This is a genomic window from Pseudoalteromonas sp. N1230-9, assembly GCF_032716425.1.
In the GTDB taxonomy this organism is placed as follows: domain Bacteria; phylum Pseudomonadota; class Gammaproteobacteria; order Enterobacterales; family Alteromonadaceae; genus Pseudoalteromonas.
The window spans coordinates 3,093,452-3,109,725 of the sequence record NZ_CP090419.1 but is presented as its reverse complement, the minus strand read 5'-3'; the positions used below and the strand labels follow the sequence as shown (position 1 = coordinate 3,109,725).

At 40.1% G+C, this 16,274-nt stretch carries 14 protein-coding genes; 7 read left to right on the top strand and 7 right to left on the bottom strand.

The window, feature by feature from the left end:
- Positions 1-8: 8 nt before the first annotated feature.
- A complete protein-coding gene (locus tag LY624_RS14395) occupies positions 9-1,964 on the top strand; it encodes a hybrid sensor histidine kinase/response regulator (protein ID WP_130149633.1) in 1,956 nt (651 codons plus the stop codon).
- A 21-nt stretch (positions 1,965-1,985) separates the two neighbouring features.
- Entirely contained in the window at positions 1,986-3,113 is a 1,128-nt protein-coding gene (locus tag LY624_RS14390; protein ID WP_341803285.1) for a response regulator, read from the top strand.
- An 18-nt stretch (positions 3,114-3,131) separates the two neighbouring features.
- Here the strand turns inward: LY624_RS14390 and queG are convergent, their stop codons facing one another.
- From queG to LY624_RS14355, 7 genes are all read right to left on the bottom strand, one after another.
- Positions 3,132-4,265 carry a tRNA epoxyqueuosine(34) reductase QueG gene (gene queG, locus LY624_RS14385; protein WP_341804414.1) on the bottom strand — a complete coding sequence of 378 codons (1,134 nt, stop codon included), beginning with the start codon at positions 4,263-4,265 and terminating at the stop codon, positions 3,132-3,134.
- Positions 4,266-4,338: 73 nt separating this feature from the next.
- Positions 4,339-5,556: a methyl-accepting chemotaxis protein gene (locus LY624_RS14380; protein WP_341804413.1), complete on the bottom strand. Its 1,218-nt coding sequence runs from the start codon at positions 5,554-5,556 to the stop codon at positions 4,339-4,341.
- Between the two features lie 84 nt (positions 5,557-5,640).
- Positions 5,641-6,339 carry a glycerophosphodiester phosphodiesterase gene (locus LY624_RS14375; protein ID WP_341803284.1) on the bottom strand — a complete coding sequence of 233 codons (699 nt, stop codon included), beginning with the start codon at positions 6,337-6,339 and terminating at the stop codon, positions 5,641-5,643.
- Positions 6,336-7,202: a DMT family transporter gene (locus LY624_RS14370; RefSeq protein ID WP_341803283.1), complete on the bottom strand. Its 867-nt coding sequence runs from the start codon at positions 7,200-7,202 to the stop codon at positions 6,336-6,338. The genes LY624_RS14375 and LY624_RS14370 overlap by 4 nt, the downstream gene beginning before the upstream one ends.
- A gap of 87 nt (positions 7,203-7,289) precedes the next feature.
- A complete protein-coding gene (locus LY624_RS14365) occupies positions 7,290-8,816 on the bottom strand; it encodes a polyamine aminopropyltransferase (protein WP_341803282.1) in 1,527 nt (508 codons plus the stop codon).
- Positions 8,806-9,540 carry a hypothetical protein gene (locus LY624_RS14360; RefSeq protein WP_130149415.1) on the bottom strand — a complete coding sequence of 245 codons (735 nt, stop codon included), beginning with the start codon at positions 9,538-9,540 and terminating at the stop codon, positions 8,806-8,808. Before LY624_RS14360 ends, LY624_RS14365 begins: the two co-directional genes overlap by 11 nt.
- A 104-nt stretch (positions 9,541-9,644) precedes the next feature.
- Positions 9,645-10,493 (bottom strand): DUF350 domain-containing protein, encoded by an 849-nt coding sequence (locus LY624_RS14355; RefSeq protein WP_341803281.1) that lies wholly within the window; start codon positions 10,491-10,493, stop codon positions 9,645-9,647.
- 123 nt (positions 10,494-10,616) lie between these two features.
- On the opposite strand from LY624_RS14355, the gene LY624_RS14350 reads away from it, so the two are divergent.
- The 5 genes from LY624_RS14350 to rlmB all read left to right on the top strand — a co-directional run bounded on the left by LY624_RS14350 (position 10,617) and on the right by rlmB (position 16,139).
- The gene (locus LY624_RS14350; protein WP_341803280.1) at positions 10,617-11,036 is read left to right on the top strand and encodes a DMT family transporter; all 420 of its coding nucleotides are present in this window, start codon (positions 10,617-10,619) and stop codon (positions 11,034-11,036) included.
- Between the two features lie 187 nt (positions 11,037-11,223).
- On the top strand, positions 11,224-12,168 hold the full coding sequence (locus LY624_RS14345) for a sensor histidine kinase (RefSeq protein WP_341803279.1): 945 nt from the start codon (positions 11,224-11,226) through the stop codon (positions 12,166-12,168).
- Positions 12,165-12,767 carry a response regulator transcription factor gene (locus LY624_RS14340; protein ID WP_054552706.1) on the top strand — a complete coding sequence of 201 codons (603 nt, stop codon included), beginning with the start codon at positions 12,165-12,167 and terminating at the stop codon, positions 12,765-12,767. Before LY624_RS14345 ends, LY624_RS14340 begins: the two co-directional genes overlap by 4 nt.
- 145 nt (positions 12,768-12,912) lie before the next feature.
- Positions 12,913-15,396, top strand: coding sequence for a ribonuclease R (gene rnr / locus LY624_RS14335; protein WP_341803278.1), 2,484 nt, complete (start codon positions 12,913-12,915; stop codon positions 15,394-15,396).
- On the top strand, positions 15,393-16,139 hold the full coding sequence (gene rlmB, locus LY624_RS14330) for a 23S rRNA (guanosine(2251)-2'-O)-methyltransferase RlmB (RefSeq protein ID WP_062568643.1): 747 nt from the start codon (positions 15,393-15,395) through the stop codon (positions 16,137-16,139). Before rnr ends, rlmB begins: the two co-directional genes overlap by 4 nt.
- Positions 16,140-16,274 lie beyond the last annotated feature (135 nt).

Below are 16,274 nucleotides of genomic sequence, written 5' to 3'. Positions count from 1 at the left end.
TTTTAGCAATGCGAGTCAAGGTGTTACTTGAGCTCATAGGTTGTAGGGTTGAGCTGATACACTTTTCAATGGTTGATAATGCTGTTTTAACTCAACAGTTTGATCTTGTTGCTGCTTCACATGGTGTACCAACAGATACTATCAAGAAGCTAATGGAAGTGTTTTCTCAAGAGCACCTTTTACTTTTGGCCCCTAAAGCACAGCGCAGTGATTTACTTGAACACTTTAGTGAGATTAATCGTTTGCTGCCCAATGCGGTGGTCATATACCCTTTCTTTGCCAACAAAGAGATCAGCGCTCTATTAGAAGGCGTGCTTGAACTTGATTCCGATAATATCTTAAAACTTCCTACGGTTTTACTTGTTGATCACTGCCCTGAGCGATTAAATAAGATCGCGCACAATTTAAAAGGTGCACATATTAAAACCTTCACCGCAGAGAATATATTCTCTGCGGTAGAGTTGGTGAACCAGCACACAATTGATTTATTAATTAGTGATTTTACCTTTGAGGATGGTACTGGTCTTGAGCTATTTAATAAATTCAAAACATTGCAACCTAATTGCCGCTGTTTACTTTATACCTCTAAGCCCGATCAAGTCTCCATGGTTGCTGCTATTCGCCAAGGTGTTGAAGATGTTCTAATTAAGCCCATAGATGACAATAGCTTACTGCAATCGGTTCATAAGCTTTGGCAAACTGAACTACTAAAACGTCATAATGCAGAGTTAGTAGAGCGTTTACAAAACACGGTTGATGCACTCATTGAAAAAGATAGCCTTTTACGTGTTATTTTTAAGCATACACCCGATGCGATAATTCTATTTGATCGAAACGGTAAAATTATTGAGACCAATGATGCCTGTGAGTCGTTATTTGAGAAGTCATTAAAAGAGTTTGAAAATTGCTCGGTGTATGACTTTTTTGACTTAGCCTCGACTAAACGTATAAAAGATAAAGTCAGTACACTTAATAAGAATCGACAATTTAGTTGTGATTTAAAGCTACTAAAGAAAAATGGTGCATCGGTTCCATTGGTAGGCTCGTTCAATGAAATTGACCATCACGGTGAAATAGCACTTGCTGTCATCTTTAAGAATGTTACGCACCTTAAGGAAAAAGAAGAGTTACTTCTTGAAGCAAAAGACACTCTAGAAGAAGAAGTTAAAGCACGCACAGCCCAGTTAGAGCACGCAAAAAATGTCGCTGAAGCTGCCAATCACAGTAAGTCAGAGTTTTTAGCTAATATGTCTCACGAGCTAAGAACACCTATGCATTCTATTCTTAGCTTCGCACGTTTTGGCTTAGAAAAAGTAGCCAATGATGATCTCAGTAAAGAGAAACTTAATAAGTATTTATCACGAATAGAGCAAAGTGGTGAACGGTTACTTTCTTTACTCAATAACTTGCTCGACCTATCTAAGCTTGATGTTGGTAAATTTCCTTTTAATCCGCAGAAGCATAGCCTGATGAATATCATAAAAACCAGTATTGATGATGTCTCGGGTACAGCGCTTGAACGTAATATCACTATTAAATTAATTGCGCCTAATCCAAACATCACACTTGAGTGTGATGAAGAGCAAATTAATCAAATTATGCGTAACTTACTTGGCAATGCGCTTAAATTTAGTGAACCCAATAGCGATATAGACATAAAGCTGGCGCTAAGCAATGGGTCGGCTGAAATTGCAGTTGTTGATCGTGGCATAGGTATACCTGACGATGAATTAGAAAAAGTATTCGCAAAGTTTGAACAAAGCAGTAAAACCAATAGCGGTGCAGGAGGCACAGGACTCGGTTTAGCGATTTGCCGTGAGTTTGTTTTGCTACATCAAGGCACTATTGTAGCAAGTAACAACGAGTACGGTGGTGCCACTATTTTAGTGACCCTGCCTTTAGAAATTGACTTTCCTCAGCATTTAACAAATGAAGAGCGAGTGCAAAGCAATTATGAAGCTTAAATTAAAATGGAAGAGGGTGAGATGGCCTTAAAACGAATTTTAGCAGTTGATGATGAGCCTTTTAATTTAGAGATCATTGAAGAGATTCTAGAAGAGCTCGATTTTGAATTAAAAATGGTTAACAGTGGTCCAGAATGCTTAGCCGTAGTTGAAGAGTTTGACCCACAAGTTATTTTACTTGATGTAAGTATGCCGCAAATGAGTGGTTATGAGGTATGCCGAAAGCTTAAAGAAAACCCAAACACAGCAAATATTATTGTTATGTTTGTATCGGCAAGAGGCACAGTTGAAGAGCGTATGGAGGGATATTCGGTTGGTGCCGAAGATTATATTGTGAAGCCATTTGGGCATGAAGAATTAAAACTGAAGCTTCAGCATCTACACCAAGTACTCATTGAAAAAGAGTCCTTAGAACAACAAGTCGAGGATGCAACATCGACAGCGTTTAATGCGATGGCAAATAGCAGTGAGATGGGTCAAATTGTTAATTATATTGAACATATTGGTTCTATTGATAATGAACAAGAGCTAGGAAAGGCATTGCTCCATTGTTTAAGCTCATTCGATTTACAAAGCAATGTTGAGTTTCGTCTTGACTCAGGGGTAGAGCATTTTTCTGTAACAGGGATATGCTCACCTATTGTGGTTGAACTGTTTGAAATGCTAAAAAATAAAGGCCGCTTACATGAGTTTTCGAGCCGAATTTTAGTGAACTATGAAATGATCAGTTTATTGATCCTCAATATGCCTGAACAAGACCCTGATAAGCATGGTCGAATTCGAGATCATATTTGCTTTTTGGTGAGTGTTACCGAGCAACAGCTTAAAGCGATTATTACTAAAAAAGAGCTTATTCGTCAGCAACAGCAATTAAATGATGCGGTGGGTAAAGTACATAGTAAGTTTCGTGGCTTAATTGAGCTGTTAAATGATAACCGTCTCAATAACGAAGCTGTTTTTAAACAACTACAGGAAGACCTTGAACAGCGAATACCAACAATGGGGCTTGATGAAGACCAAGAGGTTTTCATTTATCAAAAAGTTGATGAAACGATTCAAAATTCAGTTGCACGTGAAGAGTCAGTACAAGGTGTTAAAGCGGCATTTAAAGAAATTGAAGACGATTTATCCTTGTTACTCAAAGGCTAACATTTATGAGGTAACGCGCTAAGCGTCTCGTGGTAAGCCTTTTTCTACAATACGGATAAGTCGTGCTGTTTTACGTAACTGTTGTTGGCGCTTATGGGTCTGTTGATCAAGCGCCCACTCTATGTGCTCTTTTACAAGTGGAGTTGCGCTTTTAAGCGCGTCGCTCAATGTTGCCACTATTTTTTCGTTATATTCAGCATTACCCAAGCCGACAGCGAGATTTCTCTGCCATCGCTGGTGGCCTATTCGTCGGATAGGACTACCTTCAGTATTTTTTAAAAATGTTGGTTCATCCCAAGCAAAAAGAGTTAAGAGATCTTGATCTTTTAATTGCTTTCGCGGGTGAAAATCAGCTTCATCCGTTATTTGACCATAACGATTCCATGGGCAGACGAGCTGGCAATCGTCACAACCGTACACCCGATTACCGAGTAAAGGACGATACTCTTCAGGGATCGCGCCTTGTAGCTCGATTGTTAAGTATGAAATACATTTACGAGCATCCACTACATAAGGCTCTACAATCGCGCCTGTAGGGCATAACGTCATACAAGCAACACATTTACCACAGCCTTCAAAGGTGTTTTCCTCGTCGATAGGCAGTGGAATATCAACAAATAACTCACCTAAAAAAAACCAAGAGCCCGCCTCTTTATTGATTAACAGGCTATGCTTACCTCGCCAACCTAAGCCTGCTTTTTCAGCAAGTTGCCTTTCAAGTACTGGCGCAGAGTCGACAAATGGGCGAAACCCTAGCTCGCCAACATGCTGCTCAATCTTTTGGCCGAGTTTTTTTAGACGATTACGAAGTAGCTTATGATAGTCCCGACCTAAGGCATAACGGCTGATGTACGCTTTGTTTGTTTGCTTTAAGTTTTTTGCAAAGCTGGCATCGGGGGGCAGGTAATTCATCTTAACTGAGATGACCCTTTGTGTACCTGGAACTAATTCAGCAGGGCGAGCACGTTTCATACCGTGGGCAGCCATGTACTCCATCTCACCATGATAGCCTTTATCTAGCCAGCGCTGAAGCTGTGCTTCATGCTTAGTGAGATCGATATCGGTGATCCCCACTTCGGCAAAACCAAGGTCTTTACCCCATTGTTTAATTTGCAAAGCGAGTTGTTGGTAATCGGTAGTAGGAGTTGTCACATTCAATAAAAAAGTAGCCAAGAAGTGGCTACTTTACCATAAATAGTTAAAACAAAAGAGCTAAAAACGAGCCTTAAACAAACCGCTTTAGCTGTTGTAGTGTTTGTTGACTTAGTAAATGTGATTGCTCACAATCAGCCAGTGACTCATCTATTTGCTGTTTCGCTTGTTCACCTAATGTCACAATTTGTTCAACACTTTGATGAGTTTGTGTTTGTGTTTGTTCCAGCAAATGCACTGCACTGACTATTTGTTGTAATTGCTGCTGATTTTGCTCAAATTCGCCAAGCATATTACTAAACCCTGCAGAGGTGTCACTAATCGCTGTTTCTGCATCGCTAGAATGACTAATTAACTGCTCTGATTCTTTGTTTGTTTCATTAACTAACGAATTCATTTGATTGATGAAGTCACTTATTTGACGGGTCGCATCATTCACTTTTATTGAAAGTGTTCTCACTTCATCTGCAACCACAGCAAAGCCTCGTCCAGCTTCGCCAGCGCGTGCCGCTTCAATCGCTGCATTTAATGCAAGCAAATTAGTTTGGTCGGAAAACTCTTCAACCATTTTTAAAATAGCGCGAATATTTTCACTGTTTTCTTTTAAACCTGAAATAGTCGCTGAGAAGTTAGCTAAAATTTGGCTAATCATCGCGACCTTCTTAACAAGGGCAGAGAGCTCAGTGGCTGAATGTTTCACAAATGCCAGATGCTCACTGTTAATCGTATGTACACTGTCTGTGTTAGCCGAAATATTTTCTAAACTTGAAGTAATTTGGTTACTTGAATCAGTAATTGTATGGCTAAATTTAATTTGTTGATGGCTAATCTCTGCCGTTTGTTGCATTGATTGAGTCATCTTTGAGCTGCTCTGGGCACTGGCTTGCGCACTTTGATAAGTTGTCGCGAGTAGCTCACCTAAGTGTGCCGTAAAGGTATTGTATTGCTCACTGAGATCTCTGAATTCATCGAATGTGAAGTGTGGTAATTTAGCAGATAGATCAGCATCATGACTGTTTATATGCGCTAAAGTGTCACGCATGGCTTGGACTGGGCGAACTATTAAAAAGCGCATATAGAAAATAGTAAAAATAAAGCTCGCGACGATGATAAACGCCATCAGCCAAAACAAGCCCATGCTTGCTTGTTGCTCAGACAGGCTATTGTAAAGCCAGATTAAAGTGATAGCTTGGAATGCAAACACAAATCCTAAATTACCGACAATTTTACGCGTTAAGGTGTAAAAGAAAGTCTGTTCGATAAAATTATACATGCGCATATAGCTACTCATTAAGGTGTTGTGTTGATTCATTTGGACGTTTCTTAGTCTTATTCAATGCCACTCAATTCAACAGTATAGCTTACTCTTGCTGAGTTACAGTGATTGAAGTGTCATTTGTGTATGACACGGGAAATTGGTAAAAATACCATCCACGCCATAACTTAACATTAATTCAATATCTTCTACTTTATCGACCGTGTAAGCATAAACTTGAAGGCCTCGTTGTTTTGCATCTGCAACAAATTCATGGTTTATAAAGTTTTTATCTATATGAATGCTGTAGGCATGCAGTTTTTGAGCAAATTCACTGTAATTGATTGGAATTGAAGCCGTAAGAGCGCCAATTTTTACCCATGGTAACTTTTGTTTGAGCCACATGAGTTGATGATGATCAAAGGATGATACCAAAATATTGTCTCTTGATATTTTTCCAATACTAATGTTTGACTCTATCATCTCAACAAACTTATCTAAAGAAAAAGTGTGTTTTAGTTCAAGGTTTAAAAGCGTTTTATCTTCTACCCAGTCAATGGCATCTTGCAGACAGGGAACAACTTCTCCGTTACCTGCATCATATTGTTGAATTTGCTCTTTTGTGCAGGCATTTACTTTACCGCGACCAGAGGTTGTGCGATCGAGCCAAGTGTCGTGAATGATCATATAATCATCAATGCAGCTTTGTACGTCAATTTCGATACCATCTACTGCCAAATCTACTGCGGCAATAATGGCGCTTTTGGTATTTTCTGGATAGGTACCACTGGCACCTCTGTGAGCGAATACTTTCATCATTGCTTGTGTTTCCGAGTCACTGACCATGTTTCATAAAAAGCGGCACTAATCACTAATGTACCACCAATAAGTGTGCTAATTGTAGGTTGCTCATGCAAAATTAAAAAAGCGAAAAACGTACCGTATAAAGGTTGCAAACAAGATATTAAACCAGCGGTTGAAGCGGATAAATGTTTTAAGCTTGCTGCAAACAGTGAATGCGGTGCTGCTGTAAAAATAACCCCTACGGTAATTAATAGCAGCCAATTTATTGTATCAACTTGTAATGGTGGTATTTCGACAAACGCGCACAACATAATACACGCGATCCAAGTTTGATAAAGCATGGTTTGTGGGCCGCCATATTGGCTAAAGTAACGCTTATGCACAATATTTCTAAAAGCAAAAAAGAACGCCGATAAAATACCAATGGCAATCCCTAAGGTCACATCATTACCTAAGCTGGCATCAGGAATGAGTAAGTAAATACCCAACATAACTACCAAGGCACTTGCTATATCTTTGAGCTGTGGTTTGCTGCCATAAAAAAAAGGTTCTAAAAATACCGTAATCACAGGGTAAGTAAAAAAGGCAATCATACCCACCGCAATCCCCGCCAATTGCATGCCAGCAAAGTAGGTGAGCCAATGTATTCCAACAGTGATGCCAAGTAGCAAGGCTATAAGGTAATCACGACGAGAGTGAAGCTTAATGGCTTTGTGTTGAATTGTGAGTAAAATCAGTAAGGCACAGCCTGCAATCGCTGTTCTATAAACGGTAATATCTAATGCACTTAGGCTGACCAATTTGGCAAATAATGCCGTGCCACCGAATAGTAGCACTGCAATGTGTAAGTACATAAGGCTCTGTTTGTGCGCCTGCATTACAAACCTTTTGTTTGTTGTTATTAGCTCTCTTTGTAACGGTAATCCTTTACTTTGTAAACTCCCTAAATAGGCTAATCCATTCGGTTAGTTCCAATATTTCCAACCTTGCAAGTAATAGTGGAGCACATTAGGCTCATCAAGCGTCGATACTTTTTCATTGTTAGCGCTAATATCGGGGGAGAAAATAAATAGTTGAGCATCATTTTCAGGGCGGTAAAAGCGAGTGTTAACAGGCAATAACTGGTGATTGCTACATATCAAATTACAAGCCATAACAAAGCCCCATTCACCAAAAGACGGTACGTTTAAATGATAAGGCAAAGTATGGGCGAAGCCTGCTGCGCGGAGCGTATTGTTGATAGACCAAAATGCCTGCTTCGCAAAAAACGGGCTCGTTGCTTGGGTCACAACAATGCCATTGTCAGGCAATCTAGCTTTCACTAATTGGTAAAATTGTTTGCTGTAGAGCCGTGCTAAGTTAATCGCCTTTGGGTCAGGTAAATCAATAAAAATGATATCGAACAGTTGCTTGCCTTGCTCAATAAACACATAGGCATCTTGATGAATAACCGTAACCTTTGGATCATTTAGCGATTGTTGATTAAGGGTTGTGAGGTTGTAATTAGTCCGTGCAAGTTTGGCAACAGCAGGGTCTAAATCGACAAGGGTAATAGACTCTAGTTGTGGGTATTTTAAAAGCTCTCTAGCTGCTAAGCCATCACCACCGCCTAAAATTAGAATACGTTTTGCATTGCCATGGCGCACCATAGCTGGATGAATAAGCGCTTCGTGATAACGATATTCATCAATCGATGAAAACTGTAAGCCACCGTTTAAATAAAGCCGAATATCATCTTTATGGCGAGTCAGTACGATTTGTTGATAAGGCGTTTGCTCCGAGTGGACGACACGATCATCATAGATTTGGCTTTGCCAAAGATGGGTGAGCTGTTTACTAGCAAATAAACAAAGCACCAATATGAGACTAACTAAAATGAGAGTGAGTCTTAGCACGTGTCGACGATGAGTGCTGATATGGTCAATAAAGTACCACAGCAATAATAGCGCAATACTTAGGTTCATTAAGCCAAAGCTTAGGGCTGTTTTAAATACCCCCAGCCAAGGTAAGAAGAGAAAAGGGAATAATAAAGTCGCGAGCAGGGCACCAAAGTAGTCAATTGATAGTACATTGGCAAGGTTTGCTTTTAGCGCATAATGTTTTTCCATTAAGCGGCTTAACAACGGAATTTCTAAACCAATTAAAATACCTATTAAGGTGGTGAGTAAAACACTAATCACTTGTAGTGGTAAGCCATACGCATAAGCGAAGTATAGTAATGGCACACTCAAGCCACCTAGTAACGCAAGTAGTAGCTCAAAACCAATAAAATACACCAGCAATGGCTTATCAGGCACAAAACGCGAAAAATAAGAGCCAACCCCCATTGCCGCCATATATACGCCAATTGTCAGGGAAAATTGGGTGATGCTATCACCTAAAAAATAGGCGCCAGTGGTTGCAATTAATAATTCATAAATAATAGAGCAAAGTCCAGCAACAAAAATACTAAACAGTAAAATGTGGCTTTCGCGAATTGACTTACTTACCACCTGAGCCGCCTCGTGAACGGAAACCTGCGCTGCCAATACTTTGCTCACGTAATTGTTTATCAACGTTTATATTGAAGTGGTGATATGAATAAACTTGCCAATCGTGCTCATTATCGCCTTTGCTATAAGCAATCAAAGATGCAACTAGCACAGGCACGAAAAACAACAATGCAATTGGCCAAGCTGGGATATGGGTTTCCATTGCTTTCATAGCCTTTGGGCTTAACGTGTTGATTGGTTTATAAGTAAGTTCAGAGTTTTCTCTCTTTGCGCCAAGTCGATGCAAAATAACAATTAAAGAGAAGCCTGCTATTATGCCTGTGATCCAAAGTAGAGGGTCGATGAAACTGATATTGCCTTTGATTGGAATGATACGAAATGTATAACTGAAATGCTTAGCGCTATTATTAGGGCCAAAACTACTGCTTACATATGCACTATATTGGCCTTTTTTAGGGAAGTGAACATCATGATAAGCCCTGCTCTTATATTCTCGCCATTCACCTTCAGAGTCACGTCCAGATTCAGCCCATAGCTCATCAGAATAACTGAATAGATAGTTGCCTTCAGGGTCAAAAATTTCCATATCAATGGCTTTCCATGAATTTAAAGGCAGCCTACCTTTTATTTCTAAACGCATCATTTGGCCATCTTCAGGCACTGTAAATAGGTAGGCTTTGTCTTGTCCATCGTAGTCTTTAAAATTACCATATTGGCCACTCATTAGAGGCGTCTGTAGGTCTGATCGTATTATTAAGCAGGCCAAAAATGTGATGGCAGCAATAATACAAAGCTTATAGATGTTCATCCGTTACTCCATGAATAAGCTTAAATAGCGATAGTAATGATTACTGCGACACAGACTGCAATGCTACTTTCAATAACCGCCACTGCAGTGTTGTTGTCGTGCATTGCTTGGTCGAGGGAGATTTTACTAAAGATAATTTTATCAACGAGGTAGCGCACAATTGGTAAAATTAAAAAGCCAAATAATGCGTCAATAAAGAATAAACTCAGGCTTTGTTGCCAGCTGTGGAAGCCACCAATCAGTGCATGGCATAAGATTATGGCTAATGCCAACATAGTGGCAGAAAAGCTAAGTGCGACGGCTTTATTGCCTTTTTCGAGTTGCTCATGAAGGTTGAAACTTGTCAGGCGATCATAGCCTTTGGCAAAAATGATCAGCATCAATTGCCCGAGTAAATAGAAGACGATGGCTGATAACCAGGTTCCTTCGCCTGTTAATGCGCCACCAATGATCAGTGCTGCGGCCATATAGTTAGCTGCTTGTACTAGGCCAACCGCCTCGTTTTGTTGGTTGATTAATTGCTCTTGATTGCAGAACAATCGCAGTAGTAACTTGTCATTCAAAATGCGTGAGCAAGTAAGTAGCACCATACCTAATACGCTGTAAAGTGATACATTCATCAAATCGCTTAGTAGACCTTGGCTAGGCCCCGCCAACACAAAACCATAAATAATAGTAATCGCACCTAAGTAGCCGCCAATAGATAAACCTAAAGCACAGTTGGCATTGTCGGTTAATTGGCTGGTGGTGTTATAAGGGGTTGCTAGGTTATAGGACAATTTTGCAAGGGCTATAATCGCAATGAACAGACCAATATAGGCGCTGTTATAGGCCATCGTTGATAGGTAGTGGGTTAAGTTAATATCCATATAAATTTGTTAGTGTATTGTTATTTACCGAAAATATTAACACAGAGTGTTTGCTGCAAAGAATATCAACGCCTCATTTTTTGCCAGAATTAATCACTTTCTTAAAAGTTTCATAGCTTTTTTATGACAAATGTCAGTTTAATCAATGACAAAATTCACTTATTTCGCCAAGTAGAAAAAGTAATAGTTAAGCCTTTACTTTCTGGAGGAATAAAAATGAATAATGCGGCGTGGATAAGTTTATTAATTGCAGGAATTTTTGAGGTTATATGGGCACTCGCTATGAAGCAGTCAAATGGCTTTACTAAACTATGGCCTTCAGTTGTTACATTTGCAGCTATGTGGGCCAGCTTTGCCTTTTTGTCATTTGCTTTAAAGTCATTACCTCTCGGAATTAGTTATGCGATTTGGGTCGGTATTGGTACTGTTGGGGTATCAATATTTAGTGTGATATGGCTTAGAGAGTCTATTACGATATCTCAGATAATCTGTATTATATTAATTTTAGTCGGAATAATTGGGCTAAAATTTCAAACAAACTAAAGCAGCAAGTGATATGTTTAATAGTCGACTTAAGGATAAAAAAACGAATTTGACCTCTTTTTGGAATTGGGGGCCACTGCTTTTTTCGGGATTCTATTTGCTTCCGAGTATTTTCCAAATTGAAAGCACTGACTTTATGCAGATGTTCGCGATTGTTCTGTTGTACTTCATTTTTATTTATTTGTATGTGAAAGCAACACAAAGAGGAACAGAACAAGTTTGGCTGCAACTAATGTCGCTTATTTTGGTTTGTGTCATTGCTAGTTACCTAACAGTTGGCTCCGCGACTTTATTTGGCTTTGTAGCATATATTGTAGGCTATAACTTTTCGAGCCGTGCGCGTATTTTTGCAATTTCGATACTACTTTTAGCTTTGCTATCTAGTAGCCAAATAATCAATGAAAATTATGCTGAATATTTTCTCAGTGGTTCTCTTATATTGCTGGTCGCTTTATTTAGTTATGGCATTGCAGGGCGTAATGAATTTTTCCATAAACGCCGAGAAGAGCAAAATAGCAAACAGTTAGAGCAGTTTGCGGCAATTGCAGAGCGAGAGCGCATAGCTAGAGATTTGCATGATGTTTTAGGCCACTCTTTATCTTCAATCGCTTTAAAAGCGGAACTCGCGAGCAAATTCAGTCAAGCTAATAGACAGGCTCAAGCAGGATCGGAAATTTTTCAGGTTGCGGAGTTGGCTAGGGAGCTATTAAGTGATGTGAGAAAAGTTGTAACTGATTTAAAAGAATTGGATATAGATACACAAATTAATAGGTTAATTGTTCGGTTAGAGGAGAGTGGCTTCAAAGTTATTCATAATATTAAGATTGTTGACTTGCCAGCAAAATTAGAAGGAGTTGCTAACCTAATAATTAAAGAGGCTGTAACCAATATATTGCGCCATAGTAGTTCTAAATATTGTGAAATATCAATATTACAAACACTGGATAGTGTTGACATTAAAATGAAAAATAATGCGAATGAAAATAGCCAAGTTACACTTGGAAATGGTCTGTCGGGAATTAAAGAGCGAGCTCTACAGCTAGGGGGAAAGGCCGAGTTTAGTTTTTGCAATCAACAGTTCGTTGCATTTATTAAATTGCCTTTGAGTATTAAATCGGAGCAGGCTGAATGATAAGGGTCTATCTTGTTGAAGATCAAGCGTTAGTTAGAGGAGCTGTTGCTGCTCTTTTAGGCCTTGATGAAAATATTCAAGTAATTGGTCAGGCTGAAAATGGCAAGGTGGCACTTGCTGAAATACCAAAGTGTAAACCTGACATCGTACTTACAGATATTGAAATGCCGGAGTTATCAGGAATTGAACTTGCAGAAAAGTTGGCAATAGAAAAGAGTGAAAGTCGTATAGTAATCATGACTACTTTTTCTAAAGCAGGCTATATCAGGCGCTCTTTAGATGCCGGTGTAAAGGGGTTTATTCTTAAAGAGGCATCAAGTGATAGTTTAATTCTAGCACTTAAAAAAGTCATGTCTGGGCATAAAGTGATAGATCCTGAATTAGTTTTAAGTGCTTTAGATGATAGAGACCCACTCACAGAAAAAGAACGGGCATCATTAAAGTTAGCTGCAGAGGGGTTAAAAACGCAAATGATTGCAGCTAAATTATACTTAAGTGAGGGGACCGTTCGTAATTACTTATCAGAGGCGATTAGTAAATTAAATGCAAGTAACCGTATCGACGCTGCTAGAATTGCAAAGAGAAAAGGGTGGTTATAAGGTCCTTAATTTTGCTATTAAATTATTGAACAATTTGAGTGCGAAAACTGGTTTAATCAATTTCTTAAAAGTTTCATAGCTTTTGCCTGTCTCATTGTTAGGTTATGGGTTAAAATAACAACATAACCAACTAACAAGATAGTGAATGTCAAAACAGGATCCCAATCTCAGTCGAGAACAAGAAAAGTACGAAAACCCCGTCCCTAGCCGTGAGTTTATACTTACTCACTTAGAATCTCGCACCAAACCAGCAAACTTCACACAACTTTGTGACGAATTACATGTGAACGATACAGAGCGCCAAATAGCGTTCAAACGTCGTTTACGTGCTATGGAGCGCGATGGTCAACTGTATTTCAATAAGTTTAAATGCTACGCATTGATCGATGAATCTGGCTTGGTTAAAGGCAAGGTCATTGGTCATCGTGACGGATTCGGCTTTTTAGAAGTTGAAGGTGAGAGTAAAGATTGGTTTATCGCAAAGCACCAAATGAATATGGTGTTGCACGGTGACATTGTGCTTGCCAAAGGCAATCGCAAAGGTTCAAGCGGCAAGTGCGAAGCACGTATCATTAAGGTATTAACCAATGAACGAGCACCGATTGTTGGCCGCTATTTTGTTGAGCATGGTATTGCTGTTGTTGTGGCAGAAGACCCACGCATAACGCAAGACATTATGATACTACCGGGTAGTGAAAATGGCGCGCGCCACAACCAAATGGTGCAGGTGAAAATTACTCAAAACCCAAGCCGACATATGAATGCAGTAGGTAAAGTAACCGAAGTTCTCGGTGAGCACTTAGCACCAGGGATGGAAATTGAAGTTGCACTACGCAATCACGATATTCCTCATGTGTGGCCAGAAGCGGTTGAAAAGCAAGTTGCTCATTTAGGCGAATTTGTTGATGAGCAAGCAAAGCAAGGTCGTGTAGATTTACGTGACTTACCGCTGGTTACTATCGACGGTGAAGATGCCCGAGACTTTGACGATGCCGTTTATTGTGAGCGTAAACCATCAGGTGGTTGGCGTTTATGGGTAGCCATTGCCGATGTGTCGCACTACGTAGGGATGAATACGCCTCTGAATAAAGAAGCGATCGAGCGTGGTAACTCAGTGTACTTCCCTGAGCAAGTTATTCCGATGCTGCCAAAAGTGTTATCGAATGGTTTATGTTCGTTAAACCCTGAAGTTGACCGCTTGTGTATGGTTGCTGAGATGACAGTGTCGGATGCAGGTAAGTTATCTGGGTATAAATTTTACGAAGCGGTGATGAATTCACACGCTCGTTTTACCTACACTAAAGTGAATGCGATTTTACAAGGCGATGAAAAGCTGCGTGAAGAATATGCCAAGATGGTGCCGCATTTAACTGACTTACAGCAAATGTATATGGCACTAAAAGCAGCACGCCAAGAACGTGGTGCGATTGAGTTTGAAACCTTAGAAACGCGTTTTGTGTTTAATGCACACCGTAAGATTGAATCAATCGTGCCTGTGGTGCGCAATGATGCACACAAACTTATCGAAGAGTGCATGATTCTTGCGAACGTATCAGCTGCCCGTTTATTAGAAAAACACGAAGCAAGTGCGCTTTATCGTGTGCATGATGAGCCGGATGGTGAAAAGCTTGGTTTCTTCAGAAACTTTTTATCAGAGCTTGGTATTGAAACCGCGATTTCTGATGAGCCAACACCAAAAGAAATCACTCAAGTGTTAGCAAAATTAGGCGACCGTCCTGAAGCTGAGCTTATTCAAACCATGTTACTCCGTTCAATGAAGCAAGCGGTGTATCAGCCAGATAACATTGGTCACTTTGGTTTGGCTTTGCCAGCCTATGCCCATTTTACGTCGCCTATTCGTCGTTACCCTGATTTAGTGGTGCACCGCGCAATTAAAGCCGTGCTTAAAGCGCAAGGTCAGCAAACATCGGGTGAGTACGCATACACTGATGACGAAGTTGATATTTTAGGTGAGCAGTGTTCAACCACTGAACGCCGTGCTGATGACGCAACTCGCGAAGTCGCAGATTGGCTTAAATGTGAATTTATGCAAGACCATGTTGGTGACGAATTTGGTGGGGTGATCTCATCGGTAACTAACTTTGGTTTATTTGTACGCTTAGACGATTTACAAATCGATGGCATGATCCACGTAACCAACTTAGGCAATGAGTATTTCCATTACGATGGTGCTAAGCATTGCTTGATTGGAGAACAAACCCACACTGTTTATCGTTTAGGCGATAAATTAACGGTTCAGGTTTCATCTGTCAGTCTTGATGAGCGTCGCATAAACTTAGTGTTAGCAGGCGAAGCACAACAAGACCGTTATGCACGTCGTCGTGGCCGTAGCGCCCCTGCAAAACCAAGTGTTCGTGCCCAGCTTAAAGCAGGTAAAATTCCTGGTAAAAAATCTGAATCAAGTCGCTTTGAAGCAAAATCAGGCGATAAAGAGAACGAAAAACGTGGCAAGTCTTCTCCTTCTAAAGGGCGCAAAAAGCCAAGTAGTAAAAAAGCTGATGCAGTAAAAGCCAGTAACAAAAAGAGTAAGAAAAAAGCCACTAAAAAGGCAAAAAGACCGGGTAAGAATGCCCGTAAACGTAATGGCCGAGGAGCAAATAATACGTGAGTAATGAATTAATTTTTGGCTTTCACTCAGTTGAAGCAATTTTAGCAAAAGAGCCTGAGCGCTTTTTAGAAATATACGCTTTAAAAGGTCGTGAAGACAAACGTTTAAATCCGGTTATTGACCAAGCACGTAAATTCGGTATTTCTGTACAGTTTATGCAGCGTAAAGCGCTTGATAATAAAGCCAATGGTGAACAACACCAGGGCATTATTGCCAATGTAAAAGCGGCGCGTATGTATAATGAAAAAGATCTAGATGAGATCATAGCCCGTGAAGAAACACCTTTCTTATTGGTGCTTGATGGTATTACTGATCCGCATAATTTAGGAGCCTGTTTACGTAGCGCTGATGCCGCGGGTGTACACGCGATTATCGTTCCTAAAGATAAATCTGCCAAACTCAACGGCACAGCACGCAAAGTAGCGTGCGGCGCAGCGGAAACAGTACCATTGGTACAAGTCACTAATCTTGCGCGTACCTTGCGTGAAATTAAAGATGCTGGCGTTTGGGTTGTCGGCACTGCCGGTGAAACAGATACAGAGTTATTTGATGCAAATCTCACTGGACCTATGGCTGTTGTTATGGGCGCAGAAGGAGATGGTATGCGCCGCCTGACTCGTGAGCATTGTGATTTACTCGTTAAAATTCCAATGGCGGGCACGGTATCAAGCTTAAATGTCTCAGTTGCGACCGGTATTTGTTTATTTGAAGTGTTACGCCAGCGTAATGCAACGCAGTTATAAAGCTGACTTACCCTACCAAATATCAATGTTCAAACCACCTCTATAGAGGTGGTTATTTAATATTAAATAATCCCCCTTGAAGCGTTAATGATGAATTAACCCTGTGTTAATTGTTTTTCGTGTGTTACCCTTTTA